Source organism: Tenacibaculum sp. 47A_GOM-205m (assembly GCF_000518405.1).
Classification (GTDB): domain Bacteria; phylum Bacteroidota; class Bacteroidia; order Flavobacteriales; family Flavobacteriaceae; genus Polaribacter; species Polaribacter lutimaris.
This window is the reverse complement of sequence record NZ_JADN01000004.1, coordinates 155,312-174,129: the sequence shown is the minus strand read 5'-3', so window position 1 is coordinate 174,129 and position 18,818 is coordinate 155,312. Positions and strand designations below refer to the sequence as shown.

Genomic DNA, 18,818 nt, shown 5'->3' with positions numbered 1-18,818 from the left:
GAGGATTATTCTTCTTTTGAATTTTCGTATTCTTTAATTTTCTTTTCTACTTCTTCTAAAGTACCTTTAAAAGTTTTTTCTTCAGTTACTTCTTCACCATTTTTAATAGTAGTGGTTGTAATGGTTGCTTTAGCAGTACCATCGTCATTCTTTTCAATATTTACTTTAACGATGTTTTCTAATTTGTTTTCTGTGGTAAATTCAGCATCAGTAGAAAGTTTTATTTCATGTTTTTCACCATTCTTGTCAATCCAAACTTTAATGTTTTCTGTCTCTTCATTTGTTTCAGAAGAAGTATGCCCGCCTAATATTGGAGCAATAACTAAACCAACTAAACATGTAAGTTTAATTAAAATATTCATTGAGGGTCCAGAGGTGTCTTTAAAAGGGTCTCCAACAGTATCACCAGTAACTGCTGCTTTATGAGCATCAGAACCTTTGTAGGTCATTTCTCCGTTGATTTCAACACCTGCTTCAAAAGATTTCTTAGCGTTGTCCCATGCACCACCAGCATTATTTTGGAAAATAGCCCACATAACACCTGATACACAAACACCAGCCATATAACCACCTAAAGGTTCAGGGCCAAATAATAATCCGATAATAATTGGGGTGATGATAGTTATTAACCCTGGTAAAATCATTTCTTTTAAGGCAGCTTTGGTTGAGATATCTACACATTTTGCGTATTCAGGGGTACCTGTTCCTTCCATAATTCCTGGAATTTCTTTAAACTGACGACGAACTTCATGTACCATTTCCATAGCTGCTTTTCCCACTGATTGCATTGCTAATGCTGAAAATATTACAGGAATCATTCCTCCAACAAATAGCATAGCTAATACATCTGCTTTAAAAATATTTATTCCGTCAATCCCTGTAAAAGTTACATAAGCTGCAAATAAAGCTAAAGCAGTTAAGGCAGCAGAAGCAATGGCAAAACCTTTACCAACCGCAGCAGTTGTGTTTCCAACAGAGTCTAATATATCAGTACGCTCACGAACATGATCTTCTAATTCGCTCATTTCAGCAACTCCACCAGCATTGTCAGCAATAGGTCCGAAAGCATCAATAGCCAATTGCATAGCAGTAGTTGCCATCATTGCTGAAGCTGCTAAAGCAACTCCGTAAAATCCTGCAAAATAATATGAACCGTAAATTGCAGCTGCAAATAATAAAACAGACAAGAAAGTAGACTTCATACCTACAGCTAAACCAGCAATAATATTAGTACCAGCTCCTGTAGCACTATTTTGTACAATAGTTAATACAGGTTTTTTTCCTAGGCTTGTGTAGTAAGAAGTAACCATAGAAATTAAAGCACCTACGGCTAAACCAATACAGGCTGACCAAAATACATTTATAGAAGGCACTTCTTTAAAACCTGCCCCAAAGAATTTCATTTGCATTGTTTCAGGAAGCATCCATTTAATTAAGAAGAAACTTGCTGCTAAGGTTAAAATAATAGCAACCCAGTTTCCTGTATCTAATGCTTTTTGTACTTCTGCTTCTTTTGCTGTATTGTCTTTAATTCCTACCAAGAAAGTTCCAATAATGGAAGCTACAATACCAACTCCAGCAATTACTAATGGAAGTAATATTGGTCCCATTCCGTTAAATGCATCGGAAAAAGTAGAGTCTATTGACATATCTCTAATAACATAGTTTCCAAGAACCATGGCTGCTAATACTGTTGCTACGTATGAACCAAATAAATCGGCTCCCATACCAGCAACATCGCCAACGTTATCACCAACGTTATCTGCAATGGTAGCAGGATTACGAGGGTCGTCTTCTGGGATTCCTGCTTCTACTTTACCTACTAAATCGGCACCTACATCGGCAGCCTTGGTATAAATACCTCCACCAACACGAGCAAATAAAGCAATAGATTCAGCTCCTAGAGAAAAACCAGCTAAAGCTTCTAGTACGACAGTCATTTCATTATAGAAATTTCCATCATCTGTAATAAATTGACCGACGAATATTAGAAAAAATAAACTTAGACCTAAAACAGCTAAACCAGCGACACCAAGTCCCATTACGGTTCCACCACCAAAAGATACTTTTAAAGCTTGTGGTAAACTAGTTTTGGCAGCTTCTGCTGTTCTTGCATTAGCATCGGTTGCAATACGCATTCCTATGTTTCCTGCCAAGGCAGAGAAAATTGCTCCTATAATAAATGCAGGAACAATCATTATACTTGTAGTTTCTACTAATTGTGAAATACCGAATAGTGCTAATGAAGCGATAATAACAAAAATTAGTAATAATCGATATTCAGCAGCTAAAAAAGCAAGAGCTCCTTCTTTAATACTTTTTGAAATGGATTGCATTTTTTCATTTCCTGCATCTTGTTTTTTAACCCAGATCATTTTTATATACATAAAAATGAGTCCTAAAAGTGCCAAAAGTATTGGCACATATATCATGTTTTGTTTCATGTTATTGTTATTTGATTAGTTATAAGTGTTCGTAAATATAACAAAATCAATAACTAAACAAAAAACCTCTCAGTTGTAACTGAGAGGTTTTTTGTTTTATATAGGATAATTTTTACAGATTAAATCTTGAAATTTCCATTAGCTTTATGTTCGCTATTCTCATAACGCTCTAAACATTTATCTAAAATTTCGTAAGCTTCATCTGCATTACCCCAATCTCCAATATCAACTTTTTTCTTTTCTAAGTCTTTATATACTTGGAAAAAGTGAGTAATTTCTTGTTGACGGTGAGGGTTTAAGTCAGATAAATCATTGTATTTGTTCCAAATAGGGTCAGATACAGGTACACAAACGATTTTTTCATCTGGACCTTTTTCATCAGCCATATGAAAAACACCAATTGGCTTTACTTCCATAACACACATTGGGAAAGTTGGTTCTGCTCCTAAAACTAATACGTCTAATGGATCTCCATCTAATGCTAAAGTTTGAGGAATAAATCCATAATCACCAGGGTACATCATTGAAGAAAATAACATTCTGTCAAAACGAATTTTTCCTAAATCAAAATCGTACTCGTACTTATTTCTACTTCCTTTTGGAATTTCAATTAAAACATCTACTGTTTTTCTTTCTTTTGCGGTCATATATTCTTAACTTTTCTTCGTTTCTAAAATCGGTTTGCAAAAGTAACGATTTATTAGTTTTTATAAGAAAAAAAGTGGTTTATTTTATGGTTAATTGTATGATTATAAGCCAGGTTTAATTCCTATACGAATAGCAAACTTCGGTGTTGGTGCAACTGTAGAGCCTACAGGAGGGGTGTAATTACTTCTCCAAATAGCATCAACTCTAAGAAAACGTAAGTTACCATATCCTATATTTTCTAGTCCAAAACCATATTCATAGTATACTTTATTTGGAGCATTATAATTTACGTTTCCAGCGTTTATAGCTTTGTTTTCTGCTGAAACGGTTCCATAAGCTGCTCTAAAAGTTACTAAACTTCGAAGTTTTAGTTTTTTTAATAATGGAATTCTATTTAAAATATAACCATTAAAATGGTGTTCAAAATGTCCTGCTAAATATTCATCAGTAACAAAATCATAATAGTTTAATAAGGTGAAAGTGTCTTTAACCAGTGAAAATGACTGGTTGGCAGGCACAGGACTTAGTAAAGCTATTGGTACATTTCCAAAAGTTTTTCCAGCTTCAAAAGTAGCATCTAAAACACCAAATTTACTTAGTAAAATAGGCTGGTTATATTTGAATTGAATTTTATCATAGCTGTGTGTACCGTTAAAAACGTCTTTATATCCTTTACGGTAGTTTAAAACCAAGGTTGGAAAAACATTACTTCCAAAACGTCTTTCTACGCCTAAACCATATACAAATCTACCTGGGGTATATGTAAGATAGATGTCTGAGGCTACATCTGTTAATTTTGACTGTATATCTCCATTTTCATCAATATAATCCATAGAGAAATATCTTTCGTCTGCAGAGGAGATTTTAGCATGAGAAAGATTTATGCCAAAGTGTAAATTTTGTTGAATTTGATAGTCAAAATTTGTAGCAATCTTTTCTACATTAGATAAGAAATAGTTATCGCCTCTTGAAAATACAGCAGCAGTACCAAAACTTCTACCTAAAAGTTGTGTGGTGTTTAACAAGGTACTACCTAATTGTTCAATATCTTTTTGATAAGCGGCTCCTATTGCTATTCTAGGTTTGTAGGATAATAGATAGCGACCCTCGGCAGCATATTTCACTTTTTTGTCTTTAAACCCATAGGCAACATGACCTGTTAGGCGAAATCTATCGTCTTTGGTTACAAAGGTTCTAAATCCTAATTTAGTTCTAAATCCTTCTACTTGATTGTTCGCAAAAAGAGTCCAAAAAGGACCGACTTGAAAACCTAAATTAGTGTTTATATATCCGCTAGAAACAGTGTTGATAAGTCCTGTGATGTTTTTGATTTGCTTTTTCTTTTTAACGTTTTTGATTAATTTATACGTTTTCTTACTTTCATCATTTTGAACAGAATCCCAGTATGCGTCTCCTTTTTCATACTGATTAGGTCTTATTTTTTCAATTTTTTCCTCGTAGAATTTTTCAGAAAGAGGTTTGTTTAAAATGTAGTTTTCAAACGTAATGTTTTTCTTAATTGTTAATCCTTTATTACTGTCGTTTTTGTCAAGAAAGGTAAAGTCTCCTTCGTAAGCATTTTTAGTAGGAATGTATATGCTATCATTTCTAACCTCAAATTCTTTCTCAAAAGTTAATCCTCTTACAAAGTTTAAGTTAATACTTTTATGTACTTTCATTTTTAGCTTTTTCACTGAAAAGCTTTTGTCTGCAATCCATAAATTTCCTTGAAATGCTAAATCACCATCTCTTCTAGGAAAGAAGTAAATATTGTATAATTTTCGGTTGTTGTCAACAATACTATCATATAAAACATAGTCGTAAGTAGAAAAACCATCTGTAGATAACGGGCTTACAAATGATTTTCTTAATAGTGTAATATCGTTTTGAAATACATCAATATTTTGAAAAGTGTTAGCCATTCGATCAAAAACAAACCCTTGCGCATTTAATCCTTCCGATTTTTCAGCTTCAATATCTTCTCTTACAGCATTACTTACATTATTACCATAAATATTAGAAACCTGTTCATTTATATAAATAGGTATGTAATAATTAATACCATCACTATCGTATTGAACTTCTTTAATTGCTTGTTTGTATTCGTTTTTAAATAACTTCTTCAGGAAAAGTGTGTCTAAGTTATTAAGACCAATTTCTATTGAAGTATTCTTCTTGTATTGATAATGGTTAACTAAATCAAGCCCGTTTTTTCTTTTACGTTTCCAAACTTCTTTTAGAATTTTATAAGCGGGGTTTTCTTTCTTTTTCAAGCGTTTTTTAGGTTTGGTAACAATAACAACCTCGTCTAATTGATTACTTTCTTCTCTTAAAACAACATTTAAAAATTTTGTTTTTTGATTTACTTTTAATGTTTGTTTTTGAAAACCTACAAATGAAATCTCTAGGAGACCTCTATTTTTAGGGGTTTTTAAATAGAATTTACCGTCATCATCGGTAGTAGTTCCAAAAGTGGTGTTTTTTAGAACTACATTAACAAAAGGTAAAGGAGTGTTAAATTCATCAACAATTCTACCTTGTAGTGTTATTTGAGCACTTAAGTAGCTGGTTGTTAGGAATAATAGTAGTGTTAGTAGGTTTTTCATTTGTGTACTTACTACAAAATCCTTTTGACGAGTGCCAAAAGGATTTTATTTTTTTCAATTTCTTTTTTTTCTTTTAATTACTTACGATACATTACCTCTTTTACAGCGGCTATAACATCATCAGCATTAGGTAACCATTCTTCCAATAAAACTGGTGAATATGGTGCTGGTGTATCGGCAGTTGTTATCCTTTTAATAGGAGCATCTAAATAATCAAATGCTTCGTCTTGTACTCTAAAAGTGATTTCTGAAGATACACTTCCGAAAGGCCATGCTTCTTCTAAAATAACTAATCGGTTTGTTTTCTTTACAGATTCTAAAATGGCTTTATGATCCATTGGACGAACGGTACGTAAGTCGATAATTTCTATTGAAATACCTTCTTTAGCTAATTCATCAGCTGCCTTGTAAGCTTCTTTAATAATTTTACCGAAAGAAACTACGGTTACATCTGTACCTTCTCTTTTAATATCAGCTACACCAATAGGGATAATGTATTCTCCTTCTGGGATTTCCATCTTATCACCATACATTTGTTCAGACTCCATAAAAATTACTGGATCATCATCACGAATAGCTGCTTTTAATAATCCTTTAGCATCGTAAGGGTTCGAAGGAACAATTACTTTTAATCCAGGACAGTTTGCATACCAACTCTCAAAAGCTTGTGAGTGTGTTGCTGCTAATTGACCTGCAGATGCAGTTGGACCACGGAAAACGATAGGGCAGTTAAATTGTCCACCACTCATTTGACGAATTTTGGCAGCGTTGTTAATAATTTGATCAATACCCACTAATGAGAAATTGAAAGTCATATACTCAACAATAGGACGGTTACCGTTCATTGCTGATCCTACAGCAATACCACCAAAACCTAATTCAGCGATAGGAGCGTCTATTACACGTTTTGCTCCAAATTCGTCTAACATTCCTTTACTGGCTTTATATGCTCCGTTGTACTCAGCAACTTCTTCACCAATCAAATAAATGCTTTCATCTCTGCGCATTTCTTCGCTCATTGCTTCGCAAACGGCTTCTCTAAATTGTACTGTTTTCATACGTTTTATAAGTAGTTGTTTATCAAGAGTGCAAAAATAATAAAAATAGGGGTAATATTGTAGCTTTAAAATCAACAAATGATAAAGTCATATTAATACCTTAAATTTGAGGCAGATTAAAGTTGAGTAAAAAATTTATTATGCACGCATAGTAAATTAAAAAAAATGCTTAACTTCGTCGCACAAAATTAAGTTTCTTTAAAACAACGATATATGAAAATATTAGTTTGTATCAGTCATGTACCTGATACTACTTCAAAAATCAACTTTACAGATAACGACACAAAGTTTGATACTAACGGAGTTCAATACGTAATAAATCCATACGATGAGTTTAGTTTAACTCGTGCAATGTGGTTTAAAGAAAAGCAAGGAGCAAGCGTAACAGTAGTGAGTGTTGGAGGAGCATCTACAGAGCCTACTTTACGTAAGGCGTTAGCGATTGGAGCAGATGATGCGATTCGTGTAAATGCTGAACCTACAGACGGATTTATGGTTGCTAAAGAGTTAGCTGAAGTTGTTAAGAATGGAGGATACGATTTAGTGTTAGCAGGAAAAGAATCTGCTGATTATAACGGACAAATGGTTCCAGGAATGTTAGCATCTTTATTAGATTTTAACTTTGTTAATGGTTGTGTTGGTGTTGAAGTAGACGGAACAAATGCAACTTTAAGTAGAGAGATTGATGGAGGAGAAGAAAAAGTGTCATCTACGTTACCAATGGTAATTGCAGGTCAAAAAGGAATTGTAGAAGAAAAAGATTTACGTATTCCTAATATGCGTGGAATTATGATGGCTCGTAAAAAACCATTAAGTGTAGTTGAACCAATTGGAGCAGCAGCGGCAACATCAACTCAAAACTTTGAAAAGCCAGCGCCAAAAGGAGCAGTAAAGTTAGTTGATAATGTTGATGATTTAATCAATTTATTACACAACGAAGCAAAAGTAATCTAATTAAAATTTAAAACACATCATTGCGAACAAAGTGAAGCAATCTTGTCATTTGTACTCGTAATGATATAAAATATATTAAAATATGTCTGTATTAGTTTTTGCCGATTCATCGGAAGGAAAATTCAAAAAAACAGCTTTTGAGGTTGTTTCATACGGAAAAAAAGTAGCAGAGCAATCAGGAAGCGATTTAGTAGTTTTAACTATTAATGGAGGTGATGCTTCTGAATTATATACTTATGGAGCAGAGAAAGTTGTTGAGGTAAAGAATAATTTGTCTTCATTCAATGCTAAAGCATATGCTTCAATTATTAAACAAGTTGCTGAGGCGAAAGGAGCAAACACAGTAATTATTGATTCTAGTGTTGACGGATTAACAGTAGCGCCATTAGTAGCGGTAGCTTTAGAGGCTGGATATGCATCTAATGCTGTAGCTTTACCAAGCAGTACAAGTCCTTTTGTAGTTAAGAGGAAAGCATTCTCTAACAAAGGATTTAATAATACTGAGATTTCAACAGAGAAAAAAGTAGTTGGTGTAGCTAAAAATTCTTACGGAGCACATGAAAATGCAGTAAGTGGATCAACTGAAAGTTTTGATGCTGCATTGCCAGAATTAGGAGTTAAATCTGAAAGCATCAGTAGAGCTACAGGAAAAGTAACAATTGCAGATGCTGATATCGTTGTTTCTGCAGGTAGAGGTTTAAAAGGACCAGAAAACTGGGGAATGGTAGAAGAATTAGCAGAGGTTTTAGGAGCTGCAACAGCATGTTCTAAACCAGTGTCAGATTTAGGATGGCGTCCTCACAACGAGCACGTTGGTCAAACAGGTAAGCCAGTAGCTTCAAACTTATACATTGCTATTGGTATTTCTGGTGCAATTCAGCACTTAGCAGGTATTAACGCATCAAAAGTAAAAGTGGTAATTAATACAGATCCTGAAGCACCTTTCTTTAAAGCTGCAGATTATGGTATTGTTGGTGATGCTTTTGAAGTTGTACCTCAGTTAGTAGAGAAATTAAAAGCTTTTAAACAAGCATAAAATAGTGGTAATTTTTTCTTTTTCTATAAATTAGAGTACAACTCATAATTTTTAGTAAATTGTGCCCACTTTAGAAGGCTGTCTAAATTTTTAAGCAAAAGGCCTAAATTTAGACAGTTTTTTTGTATTTTATGATGATTGATTGTACATGAGTTTAATTAAACTAACTATAAAAGGGATTTCGTATAGCCAAACACAAAGTGGGGCATATGCTTTAGTGCTAAGTGAAATGGAAGGAACTAGAACGCTACCTATTATTATAGGAGCTTTTGAAGCACAATCAATTGCCATTGCTTTAGAAAAAGAAATTCGACCACCAAGACCTCTTACCCACGATTTATTTAAAACATTTGCCGATAGATTTTCTATATTAATAAAACAAGTTATCATTCATAAATTGGTTGATGGTGTGTTTTATTCAAGTTTAATTTGCGAGCGAGAAGGGGTAGAAGAAGTGATAGATACGCGAACATCAGACGCTATTGCATTAGCAGTTCGTTTTGAAGCGCCAATTTACACATATGAGAATATTTTAGATAAAGCGGGTATTTATCTGAAAATGGATGAAGAGTTAACTATTGAAGAAGATTTGGAGTCGGATGAAGAAGATGAAATAGAGTTTTCTTTAGATGAGGACGAAAAAGAAGAAGACTACTATTCACACTTATCTTTAGAAGAATTGCACGAACAACTTAACGATGCTGTAACAAACGAAAACTATGAGTTGGCGGCTAAAATCCGTGATGAAATCAGCAAACGTTCTTAATTAAAATCATTTAAAATGAAGAAACTATTTACTTTCATTATGCTTTGCGTTACGATGATAACTTTTGGTCAAAGCATTGAAAAAAAGTGGAATTTCTCATCAATCACAACAACTGAAGGAGATTCAATTGTTACGATAAATTCTGCAGATATTCTTAATCTGTCAGAAGGAAAATTCAACTATTCATTAGTTGATAAAGATAGTTTACAAGCTTCAGGAAACTACATTCACCAAAACAACTTATTAATTTTTAATTACAACCAACCTAACGATACTGTTCGTTATTACAATGTGGTTGAATTAACAGAAGACGGATTAATACTTTCTGAGAAAAACGTGTTGTATAAGTTTACAACAGAGCCAGTACTAGTTTCAGCTACTGAAACTGATGAGGCTCAACAAAAAGTTAGTGAAATAATTCCGAGTCAAGGTTTTTCTTTTCAGAGTTTATGGAGGGGAGCTTTAGGAATGGTTTCGTTATTGATTTTAGCTTTCTTATTTAGTGCTAATAGAAGAGCAATTGACTGGAAAATAGTAGGGTTAGGATTAGCCTTCCAATTATTGATTGCTGTTGGAGTATTAAAAATTCCTTTTGTACAAAAAGCATTCGAGTTGGTAGGAAGTTTATTTGTAAGTGTGTTAGATTTTACAAGGGCAGGAAGTGAGTTTTTATTCAGTGGTTTGGTAGCTGATATGGATTCTTTCGGGTTCATTTTTGCTTTTCAAGTATTACCAACAATTATATTCTTCTCAGCATTAACTTCACTTTTATTTTACCTAGGTGTTATTCAATTCATTGTTAAGATTTTTGCGATGGTTTTATCAAAAATCCTTAAAATTTCAGGAGCAGAGAGTTTATCGGTAGCAGGAAATATTTTCTTAGGGCAAACAGAAGCGCCTTTATTAATTAAGGCATATTTAGAAAAGATGAACCGTTCTGAAATCTTATTAGTAATGATAGGAGGAATGGCAACTGTGGCAGGAGCAGTGTTAGCTGCGTATATTGGTTTCTTAGGAGGGGATGATGAAGCATTACGATTGCTATATGCAAAGCACTTGTTAGCAGCATCTGTTATGGCAGCACCAGGAGCAATTATTATTTCAAAGATATTATATCCACAAACTGAAGAGGTAAATACAGATGTGCAAGTATCGTCAGAAAAAATAGGTTCAAATATTTTAGATGCTATTGCAAACGGAACAACAGAAGGTTTACAATTAGCTATGAACGTAGCAGCTATGCTATTAGTGTTTATTGCTTTTATTGCAATGATTAATGGAATTTTAGGAGGAATTGGAGGTTTTGATGGAATTGAGTATTTCAGTTGGAAGTTTACATCTTTGAATGAGTTAATTGCTAGTGTAACACCATATGAGGCATTGTCCTTAGAGTTTATTTTAGGATATGCTTTTGCACCATTAATGTGGTTAATTGGTGTGGCAAAAGAAGATATGGCGTTAATGGGACAGTTATTAGGTGTTAAGTTGGCAGCAAGTGAGTTTGTAGGCTATATTCAGTTAGCAGATTTAAAAAATGCAGCGAGTGCAACACATTTAACATACAATAAGTCTATTATTATGGCAACTTATATGTTGTGTGGATTCGCAAACTTTGCTTCAATTGGTATCCAAATTGGAGGTATTGGTTCTTTAGCTCCAGGTCAGCGTAAAAACTTATCAGAATTCGGAATGAAAGCATTAATTGGAGGAACTATTGCTTCATTAATGTCGGCAACTATAGCAGGAATGATTATAGGTTAGTAGTGAGTTGCAAGAGACAGATAAAAAGTTAATAACTTATTAATATAATTTTAAAGAGCATCTACATTTTGTGTAGATGCTTTTTTATTTTTACTTTGTTTTATAACATAAAGGTTTAACGATTAAACGGAGAAGGATGAAGCAGTATTTAGATTTAGTACAACACGTTTTAGACAACGGAAACGAAAAAGGAGATAGAACAGGAACGGGAACTAAAAGTGTTTTTGGTTATCAAATGCGATTTGATTTAAGTGAGGGTTTTCCAATGGTGACGACTAAAAAATTACATTTAAAGTCGATTATTTATGAATTATTGTGGTTTATTAAAGGTGACACGAATGTTAAATATCTTCAGGAAAATGGAGTGCGTATTTGGAACGAATGGGCTGATGAAAAAGGTGATTTAGGTCCGGTATATGGTCATCAATGGCGCAATTGGAATAGTGATGAAATAGATCAGTTAAAAGAAGTAATTGAAACCTTAAAAAGTAATCCTAATAGCCGTAGAATGTTAGTGTCTGCATGGAATCCGTCAGTGTTGCCAGATACATCTAAATCGTTTGCAGAAAACGTAGCAAAAGGTAAAGCGGCACTTCCTCCTTGTCATGCTTTTTTTCAGTTTTATGTAGCTGATGGTAAACTTTCATGTCAATTATATCAGCGCAGTGCAGATATTTTTCTAGGAGTTCCGTTTAACATAGCATCATACGCATTGTTTACAATGATGGTGGCTCAAGTTTGCGGTTACGAGGCTGGAGAGTTTATTCATACCTTTGGTGATGCACATATATATAACAACCATATGGAGCAATTAGAGTTGCAGTTATCACGTGATACAAGGCCACTTCCGAAGATGAAAATCAACCCTGAGGTTAAGAATATAGAAGATTTTACTTTTGAAGATTTTGAGTTGATTGATTATAACCCGCACCCTCATATCAAAGGAATTGTAGCTGTATAATTTAACTTTATTTTTTGTAGTTTGTTTAGTAAATTTGTAGAAAACCAGCTAAAATCTATAAAAAATGACCACAGATATCGATACCTTAAAGGATGCTCTCTATGAAAAAATAGCCGATATTCAAGATGAAAATGTATTAAGAGCTATTCATACTTTAGTAGATAATATTAGCACTGAAGAAGTGATTATAGAGAAAAGAGATCTTACAGGATATATTAAAGAGTGGGTTAAAAGCATGTAAACCCTTCAACAAAGATTTATGATTACACTTATTGCTGCAATTGCAAAAAATAATGCTTTAGGAAAAGATAATGACTTAATTTGGTACTTACCTGCCGATTTAAAACGTTTTAAACAAATTACTTCTGGGCATCATATTTTAATGGGACGAAATACCTTTGAAAGTATAGGTAAGCCGTTACCTAATCGTACATCTATTATTATTACCAGAAATAATGATTATTTTAAAGATGGTTGTTTAATAGCGAATACTATAGAACACGCAATAGAACTTACAAAAGGAAATAATGCATTCATCATAGGAGGAGCTCAAATTTATAAGCAAGCTTTAGAACAAGACTTAGTAGATCGTTTAGATATAACTATTGTTCATCATAATTTTGACGCAGACGCTTTTTTTCCAGAGATAGATAAAACTGTTTGGAAAGAAGTAGCTAGAGAAGATTTTAAAGCAGACGAGAAAAATAAATATGATTACAGTTTCGTTTCTTACGAAAAGAGAAAAGATTAAGGGGATAAGGTTAAAGTAAATAAGCCCCGAATCTTTTATCTAAAAATCTATTAATCTAAAAGCATGTCAATACAACTTACTGAAATATCAAAAACTTACGGAGCACAAAAAGCAGTAAACGCTATTTCTTTTGAAGCTAAAAAAGGAGAAATAGTGGGGTTTTTGGGGCCAAATGGAGCAGGGAAATCAACTACGATGAAAATCTTAACAGGTTTTATTCAGCCATCAAATGGAAGTGTTTTGGTAAGTGGTATAAATGTAATTACAAATCCTATTGAAGCTCAAAAAAAGATAGGATATTTACCGGAGCATAACCCATTGTACTTAGATATGTATGTTAAAGAATATCTACAATTTCAAGCATCTTTACATAAGATTGATAAGGTTAAGGTTGCTGAGGTAATTGAGCAAGTAGGTTTATCGGTAGAATCACATAAAAAAATCAATCAATTGTCCAAAGGATACCGTCAACGTGTTGGATTAGCAGCAGCTATTTTACACAATCCGGAAGTATTGATTTTAGATGAACCTACCACGGGATTAGATCCTAACCAACTGGTTGAAATTCGTGAATTAATCAAAGAATTAGGTAAAGATAAAACGGTTTTACTATCTACACATATTATGCAAGAAGTAGAGGCAGTTTGTGATCGTGTCATTATAATAAACAAAGGAGAAATAGTAATTGATAAGCCGATATCAGAATTAAAAACAGATGCGGAACAAGTTATACGAGTAACTTTTGATTATAAACTAGAAGAGCAGTTTATTAAACGATTACCTAATATTAAAGCCTTTAAAAATACTGTAGAAAACAACTGGATTTTAACTTTTGAGACTACTGAAGATATGCGTCCTGTAATTTTCGATTTTGCTCAAGAAAACGGATTAAAAATCCTCGGTTTAAATACTGAAAATAAAAATTTAGAAAGCTTGTTTAGAGAGTTGACTACCCAGAAAACTGATGTTTAAACCATACTTTTTTCCAAACTCTTTTTAAAATTAGAAAAGTAGCATTTTCAGAATACCTGTCAACATCACTTGATTCTATATTTTGTATTTCCTTTTCAGAAACATCAATACGATACAAGAGATTTGAGTACGAATTAAAATCATATTGAATTAATTCTTTTATCAATTTTTGAAGCGCTTCTTTTAATTGTGTAGGTGAATAATCTTCTAAAAAAGCAATGTCAATACTGGTTAAGTTAAGATCTTTGTTAAGTTGAATAATAAGATCTTTGTATAACTTGGTATTAGCTACATTATTTAGTAAATCAACGCTATTTTGATAGCTAGGTAGCATTTATGGTTAATTCAATTTGTAATTAATAAATTGCTCGTCTAAAGCTTTTAAAAATTCACTAGATACTTTAATTTTAGTCGTTCTACTTGGTAAACTTAGCTCAATTTTCTCTTCAGTATCCCAAATAGTAAAATATAAGCTTTGAGAACCTTTGTTAGTAGCAAATAAGTGTTGTAACTCTTTAATGGTGTTTTCTTTTACTTCTTGTAACGGAATTTTAATGGTCAATTTTTTACACATTTTGTCCATGATATCATGCAATAGTAAAAACTCATTAAACCCGATTCTAGGCTCTCCTTTAATTCCTTCTTTGTTGGTCCACCCAGGTTTGATCGTTGTTTTTATAAATAAGAATGAATTCGGAACTAAAAAGTGTTTGAATTTTAAATAATCTTCTCCAAAAATTCTGAACTCATAGCTATCATTGTAATCTTCCATAATAAAAGAAGCCCATCCTTTTCCAGCTTTCGACACACGATGTTGAACATCAGTAACAATTCCTGCGAAAGATAAACCTAAACCTTCATATTGAGCTATGTTTTTAAAATGTGCTAAGCTAGCGTTGCAAAACTTTAGTTCATTTTTAAAATCATCTAGAGGATGAGCAGAAATATACATTCCTACGACTTCCTTTTCACGAGCTAATAATTCCATAGTTCCCCATGTTTCACATTCTGGAACTTGAGGTTCTGGCAAGTCAACTTCTGAAGCTTCTCCAAATAAAGATACCTGCGAAGAGTTTTGATTTTCTTGATACTTATTCCCAAAACGGATAGCTTTCTCTAAAAAAGTTTGCCCTTTTTCATCTTTCACATAATATTGAGCACGATGTGTGCTGGTAAAGGAATCAAATCCGCCAGCTAATACTAATCCTTCAAATGCTTTTTTGTTTGCTACACGTAAATCCACGCGTTTTGCTACATCAAAAACAGAAGAGTAATGTCCGTTTTCTTTACGCTCATCAATAATAGCTTTTACGGCAGAACCACCAACACCTTTAATTGCTGCCATACCAAAACGAACAGCACCGTCTTTGTTTACAGAAAACTTAGCATACGATTCATTTACATCAGGCCCCAAAACTTCTAAGCCCATTCGTTTACATTCTTCCATGAAAAATGAAACAGATTTAATATCATTCATGTTGTTTGAAAGAACTGCAGCCATATACTCAGCAGGATAATGAGCTTTTAAATAAGCAGTTTGATAGGCAATCCACGCATAACAAGTTGAGTGCGATTTGTTAAAGGCATAGGATGCAAATGCTTCCCAGTCTTTCCAAATCTTTTCTAAGGCTTTTTCGTCATGACCGTTAGCTTTTGCTTGATTTACAAACTTAGGTTTCATTTTTGCCAGTACTGCGGCTTGTTTCTTACCCATTGCCTTACGAAGTACATCGGCTTCACCTTTGGTAAAATCAGCTAGTTTTTGCGAAAGTAGCATTACTTGCTCCTGATATACTGTAATTCCGTAGGTTTCTGCTAAGTATTCTTCCATTGCAGGAAGGTCATATTGAATCTCTTCATCACCATGTTTTCTTCGGATGAAGGAAGGAATATATTCTAAAGGACCTGGACGATATAAAGCATTCATTGCAATTAAATCGGCAAAAACGGTAGGCTTTAATTCACGCATGTACTTTTGCATTCCTGGAGATTCGTATTGGAAAATCCCCACGGTTTCTCCTCGTTGGAATAAAGCATACGTTTCTTCATCATCAATAGGGAAACTCTCTGGGTCGAGTTCTACTCCGTGACGCGCTTTTACAATTTTTACAGTATCCTTAATCAGGGTTAATGTTTTTAACCCTAAGAAATCCATTTTTAATAATCCTGCACTTTCTACTACCGAGTTATCAAACTGGGTAACATACATGTCGGAGTCTTTCGCAACCGATACAGGTACGAATTTGGTAATGTCATCAGGAGTAATAATTACTCCACAAGCATGAATCCCTGTGTTACGAACAGAACCTTCTAGAATTCGGGCTTTGTTAATGGTCTCTGCTTCTAATCCATTACCATCGGCAATGGCTTTTAGTTCGTTTACCATTTCAATTTCTTCGGAACGAAGCTTTGCTTTTAAACCAGCTTCATCTAAAGAAAATATTTTAGCCAATTTCATTCCAGGTATTAACTTGGCAATTCTATCAGCTTCAAATAGAGGTAAATCAAGTACACGAGCGGTATCACGGACAGATGATTTAGCTGCCATGGTACCATAGGTAATAATTTGTGCTACTTGATTAGCACCATATTTTTCAATTACGTAATCCATTACACGACTTCGACCTTCATCATCAAAATCAATATCAATATCGGGCATCGATACACGTTCAGGGTTTAAGAAACGCTCAAAAAGTAGATCGTACTGAATAGGGTCGATATTAGTAATCCATAAACAATAGGCTACAACAGAACCTGCAGCAGAACCACGTCCTGGTCCTACGGATACATCCATGTTTCGAGCTTCTCGAATGAAGTCTTCAACAATTAAAAAGTACCCAGGATATCCTGTTTTAGCAATTACATCGAGTTCAAAATCTAAACGTTCGCGAATACTATCTGTAATTTCTCCATATCTTTTTTTGGCTCCTTCGTAGGTTAAGTGGCGTAAAAAGTTGTTTTCTCCACGTTTCCCTCCATCTTCCAAATCTTTTTCATCTCTAAATTCTTCTGGAATATCGAAAGCGGGTAATAATACATCACGAGCTAAACCAAAAGGCTCAACCTTATCTACAATTTCTTGAATGTTAATAATAGCTTCTGGTAAATCAGCAAAGAGTTTTTTCATCTCTTCGGTAGATTTAAAGTAGTACTCATCGTTAGGTAAACCGTAACGATAACCTCTTCCTCTACCTTTCGGAGTTGCTTGTTTTTCTCCGTCTTTTACACACAATAAAATATCATGTGCGTTGGCATCTTCTTTTCCTAAATAAAAGGTATTGTTAGTGGCAACAATTTTTACGTTATGTTTTTTTGAAAACTCTAAAAGAGTTTCATTAACTACTCTTTCATCTTCTTGTCCATGACGCATTAATTCGATGTATAAATCGTCACCAAATTGTTTTTTCCACCAAAGTAAAGCTTCCTCCGCTTGGGTTTCACCAACATTTAATATTTTACTAGGAACTTCTCCGTATAAATTCCCTGTTAAAACAATTACATCTTCTTTGTATTGTTCAATGATTTTTTTATCAATTCGTGGAACATAGTAAAAACCATCCACAAAAGCGATGGAAGACATTTTTGCTAAGTTGTGATATCCATTTTTATTTTTGGCAAGTAACACAACTTGATACCCATTGTCTTTTTGACTTTTATTGGTGTGGTCTTCACAAATATTAAACTCACAACCTACAATAGGTTTTAAAATAGTTTCTGTAGGTGTTTCACCTTTCTCTATAGCTTCTTGATTAGCGGCTTCTGCTGCTTTGTTATGTCCTAAAACTGCTTGTACAAAATGAAAGGCAGCCATCATATTTCCAGTGTCGGTCATAGCAACTGCCGACATGTTATCTTTTGCAGCAGCATTTACGATATTACCAATTTGGATGGTAGACTGTAAAATTGAGTATTGTGTATGGTTGTGTAAATGGGCAAATTTAACTCCTTCAAGTTCAGCTAAACCTTCTGCAGTAGAAATGGTGGTAGCTTCCTCAGTTTCTGAAGATTTTCTTTTGCGGATTTTTTCACTTTCCTTTTTAAGGTTTAAGTGTTTAAGTCCGATAACTTGTATCGGGTTAGGGTTTGCTTCGGTATAACGTTTAAAATAATCTGAAGGAACATCTAGTTGTTCTTCGGTATACTGGCGTAAACGAATTAATTCTAAGAAACATCTAGTTGTAGCCTCAACATCGGCAGTTGCGTTATGTGCTTCTCCAAAGCCAGTTCCAAATAAGTGATTGTGTAATTCGGTAAGGGTAGGAAGTTTGAATTTTCCTCCACGACCTCCAGGAATTTGACACATTTCAGCCGTATGCTCAGTACAGGTGTCTAAGACTGGTAATTCAGTTAAATTGTTTTGAACACCCAAACGATGGAATTCACATCCCATGATATTTACATCGAACCCAACATTTTGTCCAACAATAAACTTTGTTTTTTGTAAAGCATTGTTGAATAATTCCAGTCCTTCACTTAGTTGAATACCTTGTTCAATAGCTAAATCAGTAGAAATTCCATGAATTCGTTCTGCATCGTATGGAATGTTGAATCCGTCAGGTTGTATTAAGAAATCGTTGTGTTCAACTAAATTACCTAACTCATCATGTAATTGCCATGCAATTTGTATGGCTCTAGGCCAGTTATCGGTATCGGTTATTGGAGCGTTCCAGCTTTTAGGTAATCCAGTAGTTTCGGTATCGAAAATTAAATACATGGGCAAAAATTACTTGAAGTGTTTTTCTTGAGTAAAGCAAAGTGTAAAAGTACGAAGAATTTAGATTGCTAGAGAGAGAAGTTATTAACGAGTGTTTTTGAGTTGAGGTAAAGGCTTGATTGGTTGACTGTAACTAAATATTGTGTT

The 18,818-nt window shown here is 33.9% G+C and carries 14 protein-coding genes; 8 read left to right on the top strand and 6 right to left on the bottom strand.

The window, feature by feature from the left end; genetic code table 11:
- Window positions 1–5: 5 nt before the first annotated feature.
- From N534_RS14425 to N534_RS0104360, 4 genes are all read right to left on the bottom strand, one after another.
- A complete protein-coding gene (locus tag N534_RS14425; protein ID WP_038005503.1) occupies window positions 6–2,444 on the bottom strand; it encodes a sodium-translocating pyrophosphatase in 2,439 nt (812 codons plus the stop codon).
- Between the two features lie 119 nt (window positions 2,445–2,563).
- Complete coding sequence (locus N534_RS0104370) at window positions 2,564–3,091, bottom strand: inorganic diphosphatase (RefSeq protein WP_028891314.1); 528 nt, start codon at window positions 3,089–3,091, stop codon at window positions 2,564–2,566.
- Between the two features lie 102 nt (window positions 3,092–3,193).
- Window positions 3,194–5,698, bottom strand: coding sequence for a DUF5686 family protein (locus tag N534_RS0104365; protein ID WP_028891313.1), 2,505 nt, complete (start codon window positions 5,696–5,698; stop codon window positions 3,194–3,196).
- A 77-nt stretch (window positions 5,699–5,775) separates the two neighbouring features.
- Complete coding sequence (locus tag N534_RS0104360) at window positions 5,776–6,756, bottom strand: pyruvate dehydrogenase complex E1 component subunit beta (RefSeq protein ID WP_028891312.1); 981 nt, start codon at window positions 6,754–6,756, stop codon at window positions 5,776–5,778.
- A gap of 213 nt (window positions 6,757–6,969) precedes the next feature.
- On the opposite strand from N534_RS0104360, the gene N534_RS0104355 reads away from it, so the two are divergent.
- The 8 genes from N534_RS0104355 (at window position 6,970) to gldA (ending at window position 13,957) form a co-directional block, all read left to right on the top strand.
- Complete coding sequence (locus tag N534_RS0104355; RefSeq protein ID WP_028891311.1) at window positions 6,970–7,710, top strand: electron transfer flavoprotein subunit beta/FixA family protein; 741 nt, start codon at window positions 6,970–6,972, stop codon at window positions 7,708–7,710.
- An 82-nt stretch (window positions 7,711–7,792) separates the two neighbouring features.
- On the top strand, window positions 7,793–8,746 hold the full coding sequence (locus N534_RS0104350) for an electron transfer flavoprotein subunit alpha/FixB family protein (RefSeq protein WP_028891310.1): 954 nt from the start codon (window positions 7,793–7,795) through the stop codon (window positions 8,744–8,746).
- A gap of 148 nt (window positions 8,747–8,894) precedes the next feature.
- Window positions 8,895–9,512 (top strand): bifunctional nuclease family protein, encoded by a 618-nt coding sequence (locus N534_RS0104345; RefSeq protein ID WP_028891309.1) that lies wholly within the window; start codon window positions 8,895–8,897, stop codon window positions 9,510–9,512.
- A 15-nt stretch (window positions 9,513–9,527) separates the two neighbouring features.
- Window positions 9,528–11,273 (top strand): NupC/NupG family nucleoside CNT transporter, encoded by a 1,746-nt coding sequence (locus N534_RS0104340; RefSeq protein WP_028891308.1) that lies wholly within the window; start codon window positions 9,528–9,530, stop codon window positions 11,271–11,273.
- Window positions 11,274–11,409: 136 nt separating this feature from the next.
- Entirely contained in the window at window positions 11,410–12,234 is an 825-nt protein-coding gene (locus tag N534_RS0104335) for a thymidylate synthase (RefSeq protein ID WP_028891307.1), read from the top strand.
- 64 nt (window positions 12,235–12,298) lie between these two features.
- Entirely contained in the window at window positions 12,299–12,475 is a 177-nt protein-coding gene (locus N534_RS15285; RefSeq protein WP_156025549.1) for a hypothetical protein, read from the top strand.
- 18 nt (window positions 12,476–12,493) lie between these two features.
- Window positions 12,494–12,985: a dihydrofolate reductase gene (locus N534_RS0104325; protein ID WP_028891306.1), complete on the top strand. Its 492-nt coding sequence runs from the start codon at window positions 12,494–12,496 to the stop codon at window positions 12,983–12,985.
- Between the two features lie 63 nt (window positions 12,986–13,048).
- Complete coding sequence (gene gldA / locus N534_RS0104320; protein WP_028891305.1) at window positions 13,049–13,957, top strand: gliding motility-associated ABC transporter ATP-binding subunit GldA; 909 nt, start codon at window positions 13,049–13,051, stop codon at window positions 13,955–13,957.
- Here gldA and N534_RS0104315 read toward each other — a convergent pair.
- Entirely contained in the window at window positions 13,935–14,291 is a 357-nt protein-coding gene (locus N534_RS0104315; protein WP_028891304.1) for a hypothetical protein, read from the bottom strand. The two genes, gldA and N534_RS0104315, sit on opposite strands and share 23 nt — an antisense overlap.
- Before the next feature lie 6 nt (window positions 14,292–14,297).
- Complete coding sequence (dnaE, locus tag N534_RS0104310) at window positions 14,298–18,671, bottom strand: DNA polymerase III subunit alpha (RefSeq protein WP_028891303.1); 4,374 nt, start codon at window positions 18,669–18,671, stop codon at window positions 14,298–14,300.
- Between the last annotated feature and the right edge of the window lie 147 nt (window positions 18,672–18,818).